This is a genomic window from Carnobacterium sp. (assembly GCF_049673005.1).
In the GTDB taxonomy this organism is placed as follows: domain Bacteria; phylum Bacillota; class Bacilli; order Lactobacillales; family Carnobacteriaceae; genus Carnobacterium_A.
On the sequence record NZ_JBATXB010000027.1, the window covers coordinates 1 to 17241 of the forward strand.

Genomic DNA, 17241 nt, shown 5'->3' on the forward strand with positions numbered 1-17241 from the left:
AAAAGAAATTAAGAAAAGAAAGAAGGAAAGACATGCCTCAAAAAAATAAACTCGAAACCGAAAAAATTTCTTCTTTGTTACTAGAGTTTTCTGTTCCTGCCGTTATAGGAATGTTCGTTAATGCTGTTTACAATATCGTAGACCGTATTTTTATCGGGAATGCTCCTGAACTTGGCTCTTTGGGTTTAGCCGCAGCTTCTATCACTTACCCTATTACCTTAGTCATGATTGCTTTCGGTTTATTAGTCGGAGTTGGTGGTGCAACACGTTTTTCTATTAGTTTAGGTAAAAAAGAAACCGAAAAAGCGCAACATTACTTGGGAAACGGAGTATCTTTAGCTATTATTGCAGGATTGCTATTTACCACTTTAGGCAATATCTTTTTAGAACCTATTTTAAGAAATATTGGTGCTAGCGACGCCGTGTTACCTTATGCTTCCGAGTACCTCAGTATTATTTTATACGGAGCGGTCTTCCAATGTTTAGCGATGTGTATGAACAATTTTTCTAGAGCAGACGGAAATCCTCGTATTTCTATGATCAGCTTGATGATTGGTGCAATTTTTAATATCATCTTTGACTACATTCTGATTATTCAATTGGGCTGGGGTATGAAAGGTGCTGCTTATGCAACTATTGGAGGACAATTTTTATCTGTTATTTGGCAATTGGCTTACTTTACTAGTAAGCGCAGCAACGTTCGCTTAACGTTAAGAAACATGAAACTTAAACTTACTTATGTAAAAGAAATTTTAACAACTGGTATCCCAGCTTTCCTATTGCAAATTGCTAATAGTATTTTAAATATTATTCTTAACGCAACATTGGTTAAATACGGTGGCGATGTGGCGATCTCGGTAGCTGGTATCATTACCAGTTCGTCTACCTTAATTATTATGATGATTTCCGGTATCACACAAGGTCTGCAACCAATTATCAGCTACAATACTGGTGCAGGAAAAGTTGATCGAGTGAAAGAAGCGCTTAAGTTAGCTAGTGTCGCTGCTTTTCTTATTACAACGACAGGATTTTTAGTCATTCAATTTTTCCCGGAGTTTGTCGTGACTCTCTTTAACCAAGAAACAGCTGTCGTAGCCTTAGGAGTTAAAGCCATCCGTATCTGGACTATTGGCTTCCCGCTAGTCGGACTCCAAATTATTTGGTCTAACTACTTCCAAGCTGTCGGAGAAATTCGTTTGGCAAGTTTCTTGAATCTTGCCCGTCAATTAATCTTCCTTACTCCCCTTATTTTGATTTTATCTTCAATTTTTGGGTTGTACGGAGTATATGCAGCAGTTCCGCTGGCTGATGTGCTGGCATTCATCGTTTCCTTTTATTTTATTAAAACAAAATTACCACGTTCAAGAAAACCATTGCTTTAAGATACATTGTTTTCTAAATTATACTATTCGCTCCATTTCCATAGTAGGTACTACTATGGAAATGGAGTTGTTTTTTTATAGATTGTATTTATTACACTTTAACTGTCTAAACAGACGAGTGAGCCATAATAAACCGTTACTGGTCTAAAATAGATTTGTTTGGGAGAACTGAAGCATTCATTCCCCTCCACTCGTCTGCTTATCCTCTCTGTTAGCCGAGTAGAAACAAAAAAACACCCAACTGGTCCAATTTTAAGGAAAACCTGATAAGCTTGAGCATTTTGTTTCATTCCCCGTTTTCCTTTTAGGGTAAAGTAAATTTAGTCGTGGACTGTGTATTCTACACTCTAGTTGTCTAAACGGACAAGTGGACCATAATAAACCCTTCACTGGTCTAAAATACGTTTGTTTGGGCCAACTGGAGCATTCATTCTCCTTCACTCGTTTGCTTGTCCTCTCTGTTAGCCGAGTAGAACGAAAAACACACCTAACTGGTCCAATTTTGAGACAAATCTAAAATAAGCTTGAGCATTTTGTTAAATTTCCCGTTTTCCTTTTAGGGTAAAGTAAATTTAGTTGTGGACTGTGTATTCTACAATTTAGTTGTCTAAACCGACAAGTGGGCCATAATAAACCGTCACTGGTCTAAAATAGATTTGTTTGGGCCAACTGGAGCATTCATTCCCCTCCACTCGTCTGCTTGTCGTCTCTGTTAGCCGAGTAGAACCAAAAACACATCCAACTGGTCCAATTATAAGGAAAACCTGATAATCTTGAGCATTCTGTTTAATTTCCCGTTTCCCTTTTAGGGTATAGTTAACTTAGTTGCCAACTCTATTACTCATTAAACTGTTAAGGAGAGATTGAATAGTTCGCTTGTGTGGTTTATCATTAGGGTATCAACAAATTATTAATTATTAAAAATTATAATGATGGCGAGGGTAAACTAATGTATAAAATGATTGTTCTTGATGTTAACGGTACGCTGCTAACCGATAAAAAAGAAGTAACAACTGAAGTGATTGAAGCGATTAGAAAAGCCCACCAAGCGGGAATAAAAATTGTTCTTTGTACCGAACGTTCTTATGATGGTATCGTAAAAGTCGTTCACGATTTAGGCAATCAATTTGTTGATTATGCAATTTGTTTCAACGGTGCACTAGTAAAAGATGCTAAAACACATACCGTTCTTTCTCGTGTGAATCTTACAAAAGATGATTTATCTTATTTATACCTTTTAAGCGAGCGTGCTGGCTGCTCGATTCATTTTGATGATGAGTATTCTATTTACACACCTAACCAACATATTGGAAAGTACACTATACAAGAAGCATACTATACTAACGTTCCATTGTATTACAGAAATATCTATGATCTTCCTGAAAAATTTGTTCCATCGAAAGCTATTTTTAGTGAAGAAAGGTTTAAGTTAGATAATTTTATTAATCAACTTCCAAAAGACTTTTCAACTCGATTCCACGCTATTAAAAGTGGTCCAAACTATTTTGAAATTTTGAACAGCACGGCTAGTAAAGGAAATGCACTCAAAGCTCTCTGTGAACGTCTAAACATCGATCCGTTAGATGTTCTAGCTATCGGTGACCATGACAATGATCTATCCATGTTGACTTTTGCCGGTACAAGTATTGCTATGGGTAATGCTGATAAAACTGTTCTTGACATCGCGGATGATGTAACGGCCACAAACAATGAAAATGGCGTAGCAGAAGCTATAAAGAAATACATTTTAAATTAAAAAAAGAATTCTTTATGTACTCATCATATAATGAGCTACATAAAGAATTCTTTTTTTCTTCGTCCTTCTAGTTTTAATAGGATTCTTCAATTAACGTTAGCATCTTTTTGAAATTACGCTTTTTAACATAGCCTAAAATAATACCTAATACAGCGTCGTTCATCTGTTGAAGGAATCCGTGAGACTCCATAGTTTCTTTGTAACGTACTTCACAGTTTTTATCGTCAATTGCTTTTATATCGTATTGAACAACGTATTCATTTGCAGTCGTTGATGTACGATAATGATACGTTTTATTTTTTTCAACTTTTTCAATCTCTATTTTAGCGCTGCTATTTTTAGAAAATGTTTTAATGTAACTAAAGTTTTTTAGTTGATCTTGGGATAATTGTTTGCCTGTTTGATCACGTATATCAAATAGCACAGACTTCATCACATTATCATAGAAAAATTCAGCAGGTATTTTAAGTTTTTTTACAATTTCCACTATTTTTCCACCTCTTCTTTAGTTGCTTCTAATGCTTTTTCTTTTTTATTGCCTTTATAGACTAACACTCCGCCAAAAATAATCAAGAATAAAGCTGTTGTTAAGTTTAAAAAGTCGTATTCAAATGTTTCACGACTTACGCTAAACATTAGAACTAACATGCCAATACTGGCTAAAAATAAACCGTTCTTTATCATAATATCAGACCCTTCTTATTTAACAGGTGCAACTTGGAAGTACAACACTGATCCCCATGTTTCTGCTTTAATAGCGGCTTTTGCAAGTTTAGCAGCTTTATCTAAATCACTTTCAGAGGTTTCAAAATACAATTTGATTCCTTTTTTTTCTTTGAATGTAAAGGTTACGTCTTCTTCGTTATAATTTTCTAATAAAGCTATCGCTTTATCTTGTTGCATAGGCAAAGTTATTTCAATCATTTTAATCACATTCCTCTCGCTATTTTTTAAATGACAAAAATTTACTTCTACTTCAGCTAGTGAAGTAGAAGCAACCATTTTCAGTTTTAGTAAGGACTAGTCATTTTCTGGCTCACCTAATGAAGGATCCATTTTGTTTGCTGCAATAACAAACGGTGCCCAGATTGCAAACGTTGCTAACATACCGATTAATGTTACTACAGGTGCGCGCCAGTCTGCTCCAGTTGCTAAGAATGATAATAATAGAGGCGGAGTAACCCAAACGATTTGTTGTGAAACTGGGTTAACCAAATCTAGAGCTGTTGCAAAGTATCCGATAGATACTGATACTAAAGGTGCAACGATGAACGGAATAAACATGATAGCGTTTAACACGATTGGTAGACCAAACATGATAGGCTCATTGATATTGAAAATACCAGGTCCTAATGACAAGTTAGCTACTGCACGGTAATCCGCACGTTTAGAGAATAATAGAATAGCAATAATTAATACGATTGTTCCACCTGAACCACCGAACCATGAGTAAGCATCAAATGAACCACGTACCCAATTATAACCTTCAGCCTTAACTAATTCAACTCCACCTTGTTGGAAAAGGTTAACGTTTTGTAGTTGTGCAACTCCAAAAACACCTTCCAAGATTGGTGCCAATACGTTAGGACCATGAATTCCGAAGAACCAGAAGATTTGAACGAATAAAGTTACAAGAATAACAGCACCGAAACCTTGAGAAAGACCTAATAGCGGTTGAGCGATTGTTGCTTGCAACCATGCTAAGAATGTCATATCTGGAACTAATTTTGCAAATAACCAGTAGAATGCAGCAATAGTATATAAAGCAACTGTAGCAGGAATAATCGCTGCAAAAGCTCTTGATACTGCTGGAGGAACTGAGTCTGGTAATTTAATAGTCATATCTCTCAACATTAATTGACAGAAAATCATTGTTGATACAAAACCAATAATCATTGCAGTAAAGAAGAAGTTACTGTCTAAGTTGTTTAATGGTAACCAACCCCATCCACCAACGGATAGACCAGTTTCTGTTGCAACCCAACCACTTGTAGCTGAACCTGCATTGATTGTTTCCATAACGTCAGCAGGCACTGCTGTTTCTAGTGAACTAGAGAAAGCAAATGTGATTCCACTGATTGAAGCAGCTAGAGATACAATACCACCAGCTAAATCATTCACACCGTAAGCACGAGCAAGGTTGTAACCCCATGAAAAGGCGAAGATAACACCGGCAATAGCTAGTGTACCGTTCCATACGTATCCGTTAATAGTAATAATTTCTTTAAGAACAGGGATACTTGAAGCATCATACCCGTCAAAAAATTGAGGGGGTAAATCACGTAAAATAGCATTAAGCATAACCGCAACTGATCCGGCCATTGTTGCAGGCATTGTTCCAATAAAAGCATCACGAAGTGCTACTAAATGTTTCTGTGCGCCAATTCTAGCAGCGATTGGGAGAATATATTTCTCCAGCCAAGCAGTTAAAGCATTCATATTAAAATCCTCCTAAAATAGTATCTGTTTTTTATAGATAAATTAAACCTTTTTTTAAAAAAGTAGAAACAGTTAATCTTTATTTTTTAGATTGAAATTTAAATTTTTGCCATGGCTTGATTAAGTCTAGTAAAAAGACTTCTTCTTCCACAACTCGCCCTACAATATTCGTTTTCCCTGAATTTTTCATCGGTAAAAGTGCAACTTGCAATTCACCAGCATAACGAACGTAAAGAGAACTCTCTATTAAAATATCGCCCTTTTTTATATCCGGTGTATTGAACGCTGGAAATTCATGTCCACTATATTTCACTCGACTTTGCGTTGAACGAATAACATAGTCCGAAACATCTCCACGGTTAAAATGAGGTTCTTCTAAAACAATTTTCTGTTCTGTTTCAGGAGTTTCATTTACTAGTTCACAATTAAGAACTAATTGGTAAGGATCTATTTCGCTTAAAGCTTTAAGTTCTTCTTCAGATGCAAAGGCATTCCCAATAATAACATCATCGATTAACTCCGTTGCCCATAAATGTTTAGCTTGTGTCACAATTGGTAATTCACGGTGCATCTCTAGTGTACATAACCCTTCACTAACCGGCCATGGACCAAGTGTTGCTGTAGCTGAATTAACAAATGCAGCCGTTTTAATACCTTGTTCTTTGTATTGCTTACTTGTTGCAAGAAAGTGATCGTAGCCTAGACCCGTATATCTATGAGGATAAAAATTATGGCACCCATATAAATTAGACGGATTTGCTTGAAAACTTAAAATATTCTCTAAGTATTTTGTTCCGTTACTAATGTTCAGTTCAATTTTTAACCCTTGTGGATTAAAAGTCATAACTGACTCTTCATTTCCTGTAAATCCATTATCTAAACGTATTCCATCTGCTCCTATTTCTTTGAAGAACGATAAATCAGCATAACTAATAGTTAATTCTTCAAAAAGCTGAGGACTGACATCTGCAATGACTTCCATTCCATTATCTTTAGCAACTGCTATAATTTCTGTAAATTCTTTAATAGCTTTTTCTTTGTCTCCTTCTACCGATAACAAACAAGTAAATATTCGTTTAAAGTTATACTTTGACGCTAGTTCAATGTATTGCTTTACGTCTTCTACTTTACTGTGATTTGGATAGACTGAAATTCCTAATCTTCTCAATTAATTGGCTCCTCTCTTTTTTTAACAGAAAAATCGAAAGCGGATTCATTTCTTGGAAATTAAACTGGCGAAACAAACAATTTACTACCACAAATTTTATCTAAATGAGATAAAATCTCTTTCGTTCTTCTTTGCTTCCCTGCTCCTTTCTATACAATAAAGCCTTTTCAAATCTTTCATCTTAATTAAATTAATTAACTAAGCTGTTAACTAGTATTTTATAGGTTGTTTATTCATTTGTCAACACAATTTTAAAAAAATAAAACAACAGAGTTTTATCTTAAACTTTCAACTCATCTCTGTTGTTGTTAAAAAATTTCAACCAATAGTAATGCTGCTGCACCAAGTATTGTAGAATTTTTTCCTAATAAAGAAACTTCAATAACTGTATTCATTCTAGCTTTTTCAGTTAGTGCTCTTTCCTGAATGGTTTGTCGAATATCTTTCATTAGAAATTCTGCACTATTCAGTACGCCGCCGCCTAAGACAATCTTATTGGGGTTTAACAGATGAATCAAGTTAACTACACCAATACCAATCAGTTGGCCTGTTTCTTCTAAAATATCAATGTAAGGCTTATTCTCTTCTTTTGCGTATTTATAAACGTCCTCGGCTGTTAACTCTTTAGGCGCTTCTTTAATTTTTTCTTTAGCTCGTCTTACAATTGCTTCACCGGTTACGAAAGTTTCAAAACACCCTCTATTGCCACAACTACATAGCTCCCCATCCAGATCCATAGTCATATGACCTATTTCTCCAGCAATATCTTGTGCACCATAGAATAGTCTGCCTTTGTCTACTATGCCTGACCCGACACCTCTACCAATATTTATCGCCACAAAACTGTCTACTTCTTCATGATTGCCAAACCAATATTCACCCAGTGCCATTGCACGAGAATTATTCTCTACCATGACCATTACATTGAATTCTTTTTCTAGTTCTTCTTTAATAGGAATATCTCTTAAACCTGAATTTGAAGAATAGAGTGAAACCCCAGATGAAACATCAACTACACCATGCATCGCTACGCCTATACCTAAGATTTTCTTTTTATCATCAATCCCCATAAAAATTGTTCGAACAACTTCTTTTAGTGTTTGTAAAAAGTATTCTTTGCTTATATGAGGCAATATTTGAATTTCTGTTTCTGATAAAATTGAACCCACTAAGTCAGTAGCTACTCCTTTTATCGCATTTGATCCTGCGTCAATTCCGATTACAAAATGGCCATTCCGTTTAATTAATAGCATTGTTGGTTTTCTACCACCTCTGGATTCACCAAGTATGCTTTCTTCAACTAGATTTTCAGCAATTAATTCTTTAACGATGCTGCTCACAGTGGGAGGCGTAATCCCCGTCTCTTGGGCAATTTGTGCACGAGATAACGGTTCTGACAAACGTATTTTATTTAAAATTGTAGACTTATTAACCGATTTCATTAATTGAAATGTCCCACGCTTCATATAGTTAGTTCCTTTCCTATTTAATATACTCGATTGTAGTATATCATTATTAATTAAATTAATTAAGTTTTATTTTCATTTTACCTTTTTTTATATCAAAGCGACCAAAAGTAGTCTTACAAATCAGTGCTACTAATGGTCTTCAACTTTTTTCGTTTAACTATTTATTCTATTTTATAATCCATGACATTTTTTATATTTTTTTCCACTGCCACAAGGACAGCGTTCGTTTCGACCAACTTTATTAACTAGTATGGGTGCTTTTTTCATTGGTGCTTTTTCTAAAAGACTCATAGCTTCATCTGGGGTCCATCCTCGGAAGTTCCATGTTTTCGTTTGGTTAGATAATTCTTGGAATAATTGGATAAAGGTTCCGACATCCTCCCCCGTAAGACAAAGCAAGCCTTTTTTCGATAAACTCTCGTAGACTTCTTTTGGTTGAGTTCCTAATATAGTACTTTCAGTTATTTCAGACATTGTCTTTGCTGCTGATTCGTTTGTTTTCGTATTTATTTGAACAAAGTTTTGAATATTTAAGTAAAAAGGAGTTTTTCTGTTAATCAGAACATCCACATATAGCGCTAACTCATTTTCTGTAGGCGTAAAGTAAGGAATAGTAAGTGATTGTACTGCTTCATAGAATGCAACCGCGTCTTCTTCTTTTAAAAAAGACTGGGCGTAAATAAGGGATCTATTCCATTTAAAACTAGGTTGTTTCGTTTCCATCAGTGTTAGTTTTTCACTAAGAGATTCCTGGTCGACTTGATTTATTTGATAGATATTCCATATCTTCATTAATTGCTCCATTGGGTAGACACCATACAAGTGAGTCAGAGCTAGAGTATAATCTATTAGTTTTTGGTTGTTTTCTACTTTCTTTCGCTTTAATGGATCACTATTCAGTTCATCTACAAGCACTACCAATTCTTGTGCTAATGAGATAGTCAGGTTTTCGTCGTTTTCTTTAGTGATGAAAAGATACCCTTCTCTTTCTAAGTCTTTTAAATCAATTCGTTCTTTATTTGATACTTGGGTAGAATGTATCTTTCTTTTGCTTACTAAAGCATTGAAGGTATCCCATGTTCTCGTCCGCAAGAAGCTAAGCTGTTCTAAAAAGGTTTCTTTCATATGCTTCGTTAGCTCTTCTGCAATTTTGGCTTTTGTGTGGCTTTTTTTTACTTCTGCTCCATTTTTTTTGGCAATAGCTAACATGTCCTCTTTTTTATTTAGCTGCAGTAGTTCTACTAAACAAACTTCATTTAAATCTATTTTTTTTAACATTGATTGATTCATTATAAAACCCCTAACTCATTGTTTGACTATAATTTATTCTCTTGTTGGATTGTTAAAGAAAGGTTCTATTTCTTTAATCGTTACGCTTTTTGTGGCATGTTTATTCCATGTATTGACTAAATGAGATAAGGAACAATAGGCATAAATATTCTCTATAGCCATTTTTGTTTTTAAAAACCATTCTACCATTGAAGGGTCACTTTCACTGATACCATCTTCTGATAAAGTTGCTATTTTTTCAGCTAATTCTAACGGTACAATTGTTTTAACAGTCTGATTTTCAGCAAAAAAATAAACGTACCCTTTTAAAATTAAATTTAATTGCGCCTCTGTTCTATCTGTTGTATCCGTTCGATTCTCGGATTTCATTATATTTACTACTGTTACTATTTCACTTTTGTCATCTTCGCTAAGATGCGTATAGTCCTCATCAAATTGATGGAGTATACTTTCAGCTAATCTAGCTGCCATTACTGTTTTAGTCTGACTTTTTTTTACAGAAATAGAATGAGTCTTTGCTATTTCTAGCAGCGTATCTTTTTTATAAGCAATCAAACAATCTTCTAAATACTGTTTCGTTGCTCCTTTTATTGCATACTGTTTAACGATTTGAATCAATTGACTTCCTCCTATTGGTCTATTCCAACTGTTCCCTATCATACTCCATATTCATCATTATGTAAAATAAGCAGTAAACGCCATTTCTGGTCGTTTACTGCTTAGAGTATCTTTTTTTATTTTACAGTCATTCAAAAAATAACAGTGTTTGATCGTAGTACAACATTTCCCACAAATGTCCATCTAAATCCATGAAACGACGACAATAGACGCCATCCATATCATTTTTTGTATTTACCTCAATTGCTCCTAGTTCGATCGCTTTATTTAAAAACTCGCTTAATTTTTCTTTACTTGTTGCAACAAGCGTTAGCATCATTTCTGTTTGTGTATATTTATTAGGTACGTCATTATGTGTGATCTCTTTAAAATAGGTTTGCTCGATTAAATTAACGTATACTCCTTCTTTAAGGGTCAAGCAGCTTACATGTTGATCGGTGAGTAGTTGATTAAACTCAAAATCAAGTGCAGTAAAAAAAGTGATACTTCTGCTTAAATTTTCGACAGGTAAATTAATAAAAATATTTCTTATTTTTGGTATCATTTGTTATTCCTCCCCTTATTATGGTATTAAAAATGATAAAATCCTCTATTTTAAAACGCTCGTTTCCTTTGCTAATAAATGAATAATTCTATATGCTATTAGCAATTGGGTAACCTTTTTCAATAGTAAAAAACGCACCCCCATACTTGTTACATGAAGGAGATTTTATTTTATGTTTGAAGAATCTGAAATAACCATTATATCTGCAGCTAATGAAGAGTTCGTTCCTCACCTTGCAACCTTATTTTTGTCGCTTTTACAAACAAAGAAAAGTGAAACTATTCTAAATTTTTATGTTATTGATGACCATATCGCACTAAATTCAAAAGAAAAATTAAATCGGATGGTAAATGAATACAATGCGACAATCAGTTATTTACAAATAGATACACTAGAGTTTGATGAAATGGTAGAAAGTGATCGTATCACTACAACTGCTTATTTCCGTATTGCCATTCCTATTTTTTTAGAAAGCACAACCATTCAAAGAGCAATCTATCTAGACTGTGACATTATTGCTTTGCAGCAAATTGAAGATATCTGGTCTATTGATTTAGGGGATAAATTATTAGCAGCTGTCGAAGATGCTGGTTTTCACCAACGATTAGAAGCTATGGAGATAGATACAAAAAGCGATACTTATTTTAACTCAGGCGTTATGATTATTGATTTAGACAAATGGCGTAATGAAAAAATATCTGAACAAGTTCTTGCGTTTGCATCAGAAAACCAAGATGAATTGATGTTTCATGATCAAGATGCATTGAATGCTATTTTACATGATCGCTGGCTAATCCTGCACCCTAAATGGAATGCACAAGCCTATATATTGTCTAATGAAAAAGATTCCCCTACTGAGATTGGGCAAATAGAATATACTGAAGCTCGTAATGAACCAGCTTTAGTTCATTACAGCGGTCATGTTAAACCTTGGCATACCGAATCAGATCATCCCTTTAAAGAGCAGTATTTAACTATCAGAAAGCAAACACCTTTTGCTATTGAAGAAAATATAGATTAATTTCATACTTGTAAAGCTTATATTAGTCGATCTTTTACTAATATAAGCTTTTTTAATAGTTTTGGATATCGTGCACATCTATTTCATAGTGTTCTTCTAGCTCTTTTACTACTTGATCAAAAACTTTTTGGATAAATACAGAATCATTCCCGACAATTGCGATCCCAATCATTCCTTGATTTAGTTTATCTAGTTTTCCAACCTCAGAAATACTGATATTGTATTTATTGTGCATTCTTTTTATCATACTTTTTACTACATTTCGTTTATCCTTTAATGAATAAGAATCATAAATAATAAATGTGAGTTGATACCCTCTTACAATCATTTCCTTCACCTCTCTTTTTTAATTTGAGAAATAAATTGATAACGCATTCTTTAATAAAATAAATAAATTGTTTTTATCTTTTTTTCATGTTATTCTTAAAAAAATATAAACTGTTTCTAGAACTCAATTGACTTACCCTTAAAGGATAGTGGGATTAGAGTTTGACACCGATCTGCATTTGAAAAGACCCAACACATTGCTGAATGTGCGAACGCCTTAATTCAAATAGTCGACGCCAAACCTTTTCTCACTGCCCTTTTTTTATTTTTATTTCATAAAAAAGGAGATGACAGATGGATAAACGCACAGATAAAAAGAAAGTACCGACGACCTTTAATCCACATGAAATCACTTCTGAGAGACTTAAATATAGTGTATTCTTAACTTTCGGTTTATTTTTAATGGTTTTAGCTTTTGTTCTTAATAGTCCTAAAGAACTATGGATAGGGAGCATCATTATTCTCACTTCACCGGCAAAACTAGTTACTGATTATTTTGAATTGGCTAATAGTGGTTCAGCTCTTTTAAACGCATCTTTAATGACCTTTAAAACATTAGCGCTTGTTCGACTTAGCAAGTCAAAAATAACCGGTCCAATCATTGCAGCATTATTTACCGTTGCTGGTTTTTCATTGTTTGGTAAAAATCTTTACAATTCACTCCCTATTATTTTAGGCGTTTACGGATATGCAAAAATTGTTCGAAATCCTTTTTCAAAGCATTTACTGCCAGCTCTTTTTGGTACATCTCTCGGCCCTTTGGTTAGCGAAATTACATTCAATCTTGGTTTACCCTTATTTTGGGGTATAATCTTAGGAACATTGGCTGGTCTATTAATTGGTTTCGTCCTCCCACCTCTAGCAAAACACTTTGCCTTTTTTCATAGAGGTTTTAGTCTATACAACATCGGCTTTACAGCCGGTATAATAGGCATGTTTTTTATTTCTATTCTAAGAAGTTTCGGGATTACTATTGATGCGTATGAATTAGTTTCTACAGGAAATAACGGTATTTTTAGTGTCATCTTATATAGTTTGTTCGCAGTCTTCTTTTTTATTGGATTCGTTTTGAATAAATGGCAAATGATTGGCTACCGCCAATTATTAAATCAATCTGGTCAATCCGTACCTGATTTTATAAGTTTATTCCATTTTGGGGTAGTTTTAATGAACATGTCTTTACTCGGTCTATTATCTACTTCTTATATTTTAGCAGTGGGTGGGGAGTTAAATGGACCAATTATAGGTGGCATATTTACAATTGTAGGTTTCGGAGCTGCAGGGAAGCACATTAAAAATGTTTTGCCCATTTTTGTAGGAGTATTTGTTGTTGGCCTGTTTAATGTTTCAGAAATTCACTCAACTTCAGCTTTACTAGCTGCACTTTTTGGAACAACATTGGCTCCTATTAGTGGCTATTATGGCTCACTAGCTGGTTTTATTGCTGGGGTCTTCCATATGGCTATGGTATTAAATGTAAATTACCTACACGCTGGAATGAACCTATACAATAATGGTTTTTCAGGTGGGTTTACAGCCGCTTTGCTTGTTCCGCTTTTCGATTTGTTTAAAACCATTAAAGCAGATAGGAAGCCGAACCATAAAAAAGATAAACCTACTCCACTTCCTATTAAACTAATTGATTGATAAAACAGAGCAGCTAAGAGATAACTTAGTTGCTCTATTTTTATGCTGTTAAATCCGTTCCTTTTCAGTATGATCTACAATCTCTATCCCAGCACAGTTCGTTTTATCTTTATAAAGCGTTTTTTCTTTTTTTAAATACAATTCTATTTTAACAGTACCACCAAGCTCTTCTTTAATCACTTTTTGCATTCCAGAAACGGTTGGTGCTATAAGTTCACCTGGACTTGTAATTTCTGCTTCTATCCTTAACTTTGCAGTATTATTTTCTAACGTAATTTCCACACGATTTTCATTTAGTTTTTTAAGTTTACATTTATCTCGGTGATAAGTAGCAAAGCGGTATTCTTTATTATTTACAACTAGATTACAGATGAATCCTTGAAAAGCAGTCTTCAAAAAAGGAATATGGGCTTCTGAGAAAAATAAACTCGTATCCTCATTTTCGAAATGATTGGATTGGATCCAAACGTATTCTCGTGGAAATGAGTTTCCCCAGTCTCTTTCAATGTAGCCTTTACCAGACGTAAAATCAATTTTTTCCTCATTGACATAAAATGCTCCAGATAAGGTGTGGTTCATACTGACAATCCCATGGAAACATTGCATCATCGGGAAATAGGCAAAAAAACCCATGATGTTAGGCGTTATAAGAGTCTGTTTTATTGGAGTAAACTTACCAAACTCAACAATTCCTTGGATAGATACTTTCTCGTTACTCAAATTGACTTCTGCTTTTGACACGGTAAATACATTCGGACCAATCGTTAATTGAAACGGTTCTTGTTGGCAATCAAAGGAATCTAGCGGATAGCTTATGTAGCCAGTCTCTGTCCTTTTTTTCTTGTTGTCTCCATGTATCGTCATAATGTATTGAACAAAACTATGTGAGTCTTTTTCACTCAGACTAATGCCAGGGATTAAACTAATGATTTGTTTGCCATCATTTGATACTTGTTTGTAGTACCATCCTTCAAAATAGGGCTTTTTATTTAAATCTCCTTGAAATAAAAGTGCATTGGTTCGTTTATTATTCACGCATACATCAGCTCCCTTCGTTTGACTCAATTATATAAAAAAAAGAATTAATCCTTTACATGGAAAGAAAAACAACTTCTTTTTGTAAACGATTAATTCTATTCTACCTGTTTTTTGATTATTTTGGAATCGTTAACACTTGGCCAATGCTAATGATATTCGCGTTAGTCAATTTATTTGCGGAAACTATTTTTTGAACGGTCACTCCATATTTTTTAGCAATACCATAGAGTGTATCGCCTTTTTTGACAGTATACTTTAGTAGTGTTGGAGTAGTTGGTTTAGTTGGTGTTGTCGAACTAGTTTTTGCTGGAATTTTAAGAATTTGACCTATTTTTATCAGGTTAGGATTAGAAATGGTGTTGACTGACAAAAGTTGTTGAAGCGTAATTCCGTGAGCTCCGGCAATTTTTGTTAACGTGTCGCCAGCTTTAACCGTATACGTTGTCGTTGGTATGGTCAACACTTGACCTATTTTTATCACATTAGCATTTGTAAGTTTATTCGCCGTCATTAGTTGTTGAACGCTCAAACCATACGCTCTAGCAATGCTATATAACGTATCGCCTTTTTTAACAACATATTGACTGCCTCCGGTTGTTGTGCCGGGCGTTGTTGTGTTAGCAAGCAGTTGACTAATCGTAACAAATTGATACCCTTTTGCTTTTAATTGAGTAATCATAGACTGCAAAGCACCTGGTGTGCCTGTAGCACCTTCTCCGACATGCATTAAGACAATCATACCTGGTGTAGCATTAGCCACCACTTTTGTCGTAATTGTATTTGAAGAAACACCTTTCCAGTCAACTGTATCAATCGTCCAACCAATTGTTTTCGTGTATCCTGCATTTCCTACTGCTTGCAACATCGTTTGATTAACCGATCCAAAAGGAGCACGGAAGTAAGGTTTTGTTGTCTTCCCACTAGCTGTTTTTATAGCTGCATCTGCTTTATCTAATTCTACTTTAATCTGTGCGGCGGAGGTTTTTGTGAAGTCTGGATGAGAATACGAGTGGTTTCCTATATCATGACCGTTGGTTACAATCGATTTGATCCATTGTGGATGATTTTCAGCAGCTTTACCTGTAATGAAAAAAGTTGCTTTGATGTTATTCGTTTTTAAGGTTTGGAGAATCTTCGTTATGTTTTTCCCATCTGATCCGTCATCGAATGTGAATGCAACTGTTTTTGATGACGTATTTCCTTTGGTCACATATTGTGAATTCGCCGCTAGAACTGGTGACGAGAATGCTAGGAAAAGTAACAGAACCAATGAAAGAATGACACTAAATTTGGATGATTTCGTATTCATTTTATTCACCCTCCCTTTTTTTAAGTATGGGGTGCTTAATGCCTATTCTATGTTTAACCTTCTTTTTCTTACCATTATTATACCACGTTACGCTTAATTCTCGTTGTTTAGACCCCTAAAAAAAAGCGAATAGTCTTTTTCAACTGTTCACAACATTAGACTGGTTAAATTGTTTTATTTTTTATTCTGACAAGTAGTTCTTTAACTTTTTCTTCGATTAATTTACTTGTTTCTCTAAAATCTTCGATTGGACCTCCTGATGGATCATCTAATCCCCAGTCTTCTCTATGTTTATTTGGAACAAATGGACACTCTACATTACAGCCCATTGTTATTAAAATATCTAACTTTGCAGGAATATCTGATAGTAACTTAGGTTTATGACCGCTCATATCTATCCCAGCTTCTTCCATCACTTCGATTGCTAAGGGTTTTACTGCTGGATAATGTTCTGTTCCAGCAGAGTAGACTTCTAGACTATCGCTTCCTAGTTTTTTTGCCCATCCTTCTGCCATTTGTGACCGACATGAATTATGAACGCAAACAAATGCTACTATTGTTTTCATCGTATCATCCTTTCTTATTTGCATATCATTTATTTTACTTTGGTTCTATCTTTATCCTCTACTATTATGAGAATCTATTTCACTTTTCGAAACAAATAGTTTTCAGCAACTAGCTTATATTTTAACCCTTTCATCTTATCTTTTACACTCGTTAAATCTATTTCTCTGTTTTTTGGCAACTTAAAATAATCTTCTAAGTTACTAGTTTGTATTGCATAGTCATTTGTGACAATCCCAATAAATTCGAAATCTTCATCCATTTTTGCTAAGGATGCATCGCCATGACTATCGTTGCATAGTAGTATCCCATTAACTTTTAAGTAGTCTTTTGTTGCTTGACCTACAAATCCAGCATATTGAGAAATAATTAAATCGACGGCTTCAATGTCTAGCGGTTCAGTGTAATCTTGCCCTTTGAACGTTAACTCGACTGGATTGGAATATGCCTTGTTGATTTCTATAAAATTTTCTATCGTCTCTTTATCTTTGAAAAATTGAATAGCACCTTTAAAATTATCAATGTAGGTCACTTTAGGAATAAAGAAAGAAGGTGTGATATCAATATGTGAGCCTGGATAAATGGCTGATTGTATCTTATATTTATTCACAACACCTTCATATAGCGCTTTTCTATTGCCAATTTTTTGTGCGTAATCTTGATACAGTT

17 protein-coding genes and 1 pseudogene are annotated in these 17241 nt (G+C 34.5%); 4 read left to right on the plus strand and 14 right to left on the minus strand.

What is annotated here, in order from left to right; genetic code table 11:
- Together WBF61_RS02410 and WBF61_RS02415 are read left to right on the plus strand one after the other, a co-directional pair.
- Window positions 1-1382, plus strand: a 1382-nt coding sequence (locus WBF61_RS02410; protein ID WP_424253594.1) for an MATE family efflux transporter, incomplete at its 5' end; no start/stop codon positions are given.
- Window positions 1383-2331: 949 nt separating this feature from the next.
- Window positions 2332-3138, plus strand: a complete 807-nt coding sequence (locus WBF61_RS02415; protein ID WP_424253596.1) for a Cof-type HAD-IIB family hydrolase — start codon at window positions 2332-2334, stop codon at window positions 3136-3138.
- 73 nt (window positions 3139-3211) lie between these two features.
- Here the strand turns inward: WBF61_RS02415 and WBF61_RS02420 are convergent, their stop codons facing one another.
- The 9 genes and pseudogenes from WBF61_RS02420 to WBF61_RS02460 form a co-directional block, all read right to left on the minus strand.
- On the minus strand, window positions 3212-3625 hold the full coding sequence (locus WBF61_RS02420) for a DUF3284 domain-containing protein (protein ID WP_424253598.1): 414 nt from the start codon (window positions 3623-3625) through the stop codon (window positions 3212-3214).
- Window positions 3625-3822, minus strand: a complete 198-nt coding sequence (locus WBF61_RS02425) for a DUF3188 domain-containing protein (RefSeq protein WP_424253600.1) — start codon at window positions 3820-3822, stop codon at window positions 3625-3627. The genes WBF61_RS02420 and WBF61_RS02425 overlap by 1 nt, the downstream gene beginning before the upstream one ends.
- Before the next feature lie 15 nt (window positions 3823-3837).
- Complete coding sequence (locus tag WBF61_RS02430; protein ID WP_424253602.1) at window positions 3838-4062, minus strand: hypothetical protein; 225 nt, start codon at window positions 4060-4062, stop codon at window positions 3838-3840.
- Window positions 4063-4158: 96 nt separating this feature from the next.
- Complete coding sequence (locus WBF61_RS02435) at window positions 4159-5577, minus strand: PTS sugar transporter subunit IIC (protein ID WP_424253604.1); 1419 nt, start codon at window positions 5575-5577, stop codon at window positions 4159-4161.
- 79 nt (window positions 5578-5656) lie between these two features.
- A complete protein-coding gene (locus WBF61_RS02440; protein ID WP_424253606.1) occupies window positions 5657-6745 on the minus strand; it encodes a DUF871 domain-containing protein in 1089 nt (362 codons plus the stop codon).
- Between the two features lie 308 nt (window positions 6746-7053).
- A complete protein-coding gene (locus WBF61_RS02445; protein WP_424253608.1) occupies window positions 7054-8211 on the minus strand; it encodes an ROK family transcriptional regulator in 1158 nt (385 codons plus the stop codon).
- A gap of 174 nt (window positions 8212-8385) precedes the next feature.
- Window positions 8386-8478: pseudogene (locus WBF61_RS02450) on the minus strand (SEC-C metal-binding domain-containing protein); the annotation flags it as partial.
- Window positions 8479-9537: 1059 nt separating this feature from the next.
- A complete protein-coding gene (locus WBF61_RS02455) occupies window positions 9538-10122 on the minus strand; it encodes a hypothetical protein (RefSeq protein WP_424253610.1) in 585 nt (194 codons plus the stop codon).
- 127 nt (window positions 10123-10249) lie between these two features.
- Window positions 10250-10666, minus strand: coding sequence for a VOC family protein (locus WBF61_RS02460; protein ID WP_424253612.1), 417 nt, complete (start codon window positions 10664-10666; stop codon window positions 10250-10252).
- A 172-nt stretch (window positions 10667-10838) separates the two neighbouring features.
- Between WBF61_RS02460 and WBF61_RS02465 the strand changes: the two genes are divergently transcribed.
- A complete protein-coding gene (locus WBF61_RS02465) occupies window positions 10839-11687 on the plus strand; it encodes a glycosyltransferase family 8 protein (protein ID WP_424253614.1) in 849 nt (282 codons plus the stop codon).
- A 52-nt stretch (window positions 11688-11739) separates the two neighbouring features.
- Here WBF61_RS02465 and WBF61_RS02470 read toward each other — a convergent pair whose 3' ends face one another.
- Window positions 11740-12015 (minus strand): DUF503 domain-containing protein, encoded by a 276-nt coding sequence (locus WBF61_RS02470; RefSeq protein WP_424253616.1) that lies wholly within the window; start codon window positions 12013-12015, stop codon window positions 11740-11742.
- Window positions 12016-12308: 293 nt separating this feature from the next.
- On the opposite strand from WBF61_RS02470, the gene WBF61_RS02475 reads away from it, so the two are divergent.
- Window positions 12309-13661 carry a DUF1576 domain-containing protein gene (locus WBF61_RS02475; RefSeq protein WP_424253617.1) on the plus strand — a complete coding sequence of 451 codons (1353 nt, stop codon included), beginning with the start codon at window positions 12309-12311 and terminating at the stop codon, window positions 13659-13661.
- A gap of 48 nt (window positions 13662-13709) precedes the next feature.
- Here the strand turns inward: WBF61_RS02475 and WBF61_RS02480 are convergent, their stop codons facing one another.
- From WBF61_RS02480 to WBF61_RS02495, 4 genes are all read right to left on the minus strand, one after another.
- Window positions 13710-14696, minus strand: coding sequence for a tocopherol cyclase family protein (locus WBF61_RS02480; protein ID WP_424253618.1), 987 nt, complete (start codon window positions 14694-14696; stop codon window positions 13710-13712).
- A gap of 118 nt (window positions 14697-14814) precedes the next feature.
- Window positions 14815-16008, minus strand: coding sequence for a LysM peptidoglycan-binding domain-containing protein (locus tag WBF61_RS02485; RefSeq protein WP_424253620.1), 1194 nt, complete (start codon window positions 16006-16008; stop codon window positions 14815-14817).
- A 164-nt stretch (window positions 16009-16172) separates the two neighbouring features.
- Window positions 16173-16574: an arsenate reductase ArsC gene (locus WBF61_RS02490; protein ID WP_424253622.1), complete on the minus strand. Its 402-nt coding sequence runs from the start codon at window positions 16572-16574 to the stop codon at window positions 16173-16175.
- Between the two features lie 74 nt (window positions 16575-16648).
- A partial coding sequence (locus WBF61_RS02495; protein WP_424253624.1) for a hypothetical protein occupies window positions 16649-17241 on the minus strand: 593 nt, incomplete at its 5' end.

Excerpts from the sequence above, each read along its gene's own strand:
- WBF61_RS02415 (WP_424253596.1), top strand. The coding sequence starts at position 2,332 with ATGTATAAAATGATTGTTCTTGATGTTAACGGTACGCTGCTAACCGAT.
- WBF61_RS02475 (WP_424253617.1), top strand. The coding sequence starts at position 12,309 with ATGGATAAACGCACAGATAAAAAGAAAGTACCGACGACCTTTAATCCA.
- WBF61_RS02490 (WP_424253622.1), bottom strand. The coding sequence starts at position 16,574 with ATGAAAACAATAGTAGCATTTGTTTGCGTTCATAATTCATGTCGGTCA.
- WBF61_RS02445 (WP_424253608.1), bottom strand. The coding sequence starts at position 8,211 with ATGAAGCGTGGGACATTTCAATTAATGAAATCGGTTAATAAGTCTACA.
- WBF61_RS02465 (WP_424253614.1), top strand. The coding sequence starts at position 10,839 with ATGTTTGAAGAATCTGAAATAACCATTATATCTGCAGCTAATGAAGAG.
- WBF61_RS02430 (WP_424253602.1), bottom strand. The coding sequence starts at position 4,062 with ATGATTGAAATAACTTTGCCTATGCAACAAGATAAAGCGATAGCTTTA.
- WBF61_RS02425 (WP_424253600.1), bottom strand. The coding sequence starts at position 3,822 with ATGATAAAGAACGGTTTATTTTTAGCCAGTATTGGCATGTTAGTTCTA.
- WBF61_RS02485 (WP_424253620.1), bottom strand. The coding sequence starts at position 16,008 with ATGAATACGAAATCATCCAAATTTAGTGTCATTCTTTCATTGGTTCTG.
- WBF61_RS02460 (WP_424253612.1), bottom strand. The coding sequence starts at position 10,666 with ATGATACCAAAAATAAGAAATATTTTTATTAATTTACCTGTCGAAAAT.
- WBF61_RS02435 (WP_424253604.1), bottom strand. The coding sequence starts at position 5,577 with ATGAATGCTTTAACTGCTTGGCTGGAGAAATATATTCTCCCAATCGCT.
- WBF61_RS02470 (WP_424253616.1), bottom strand. The coding sequence starts at position 12,015 with ATGATTGTAAGAGGGTATCAACTCACATTTATTATTTATGATTCTTAT.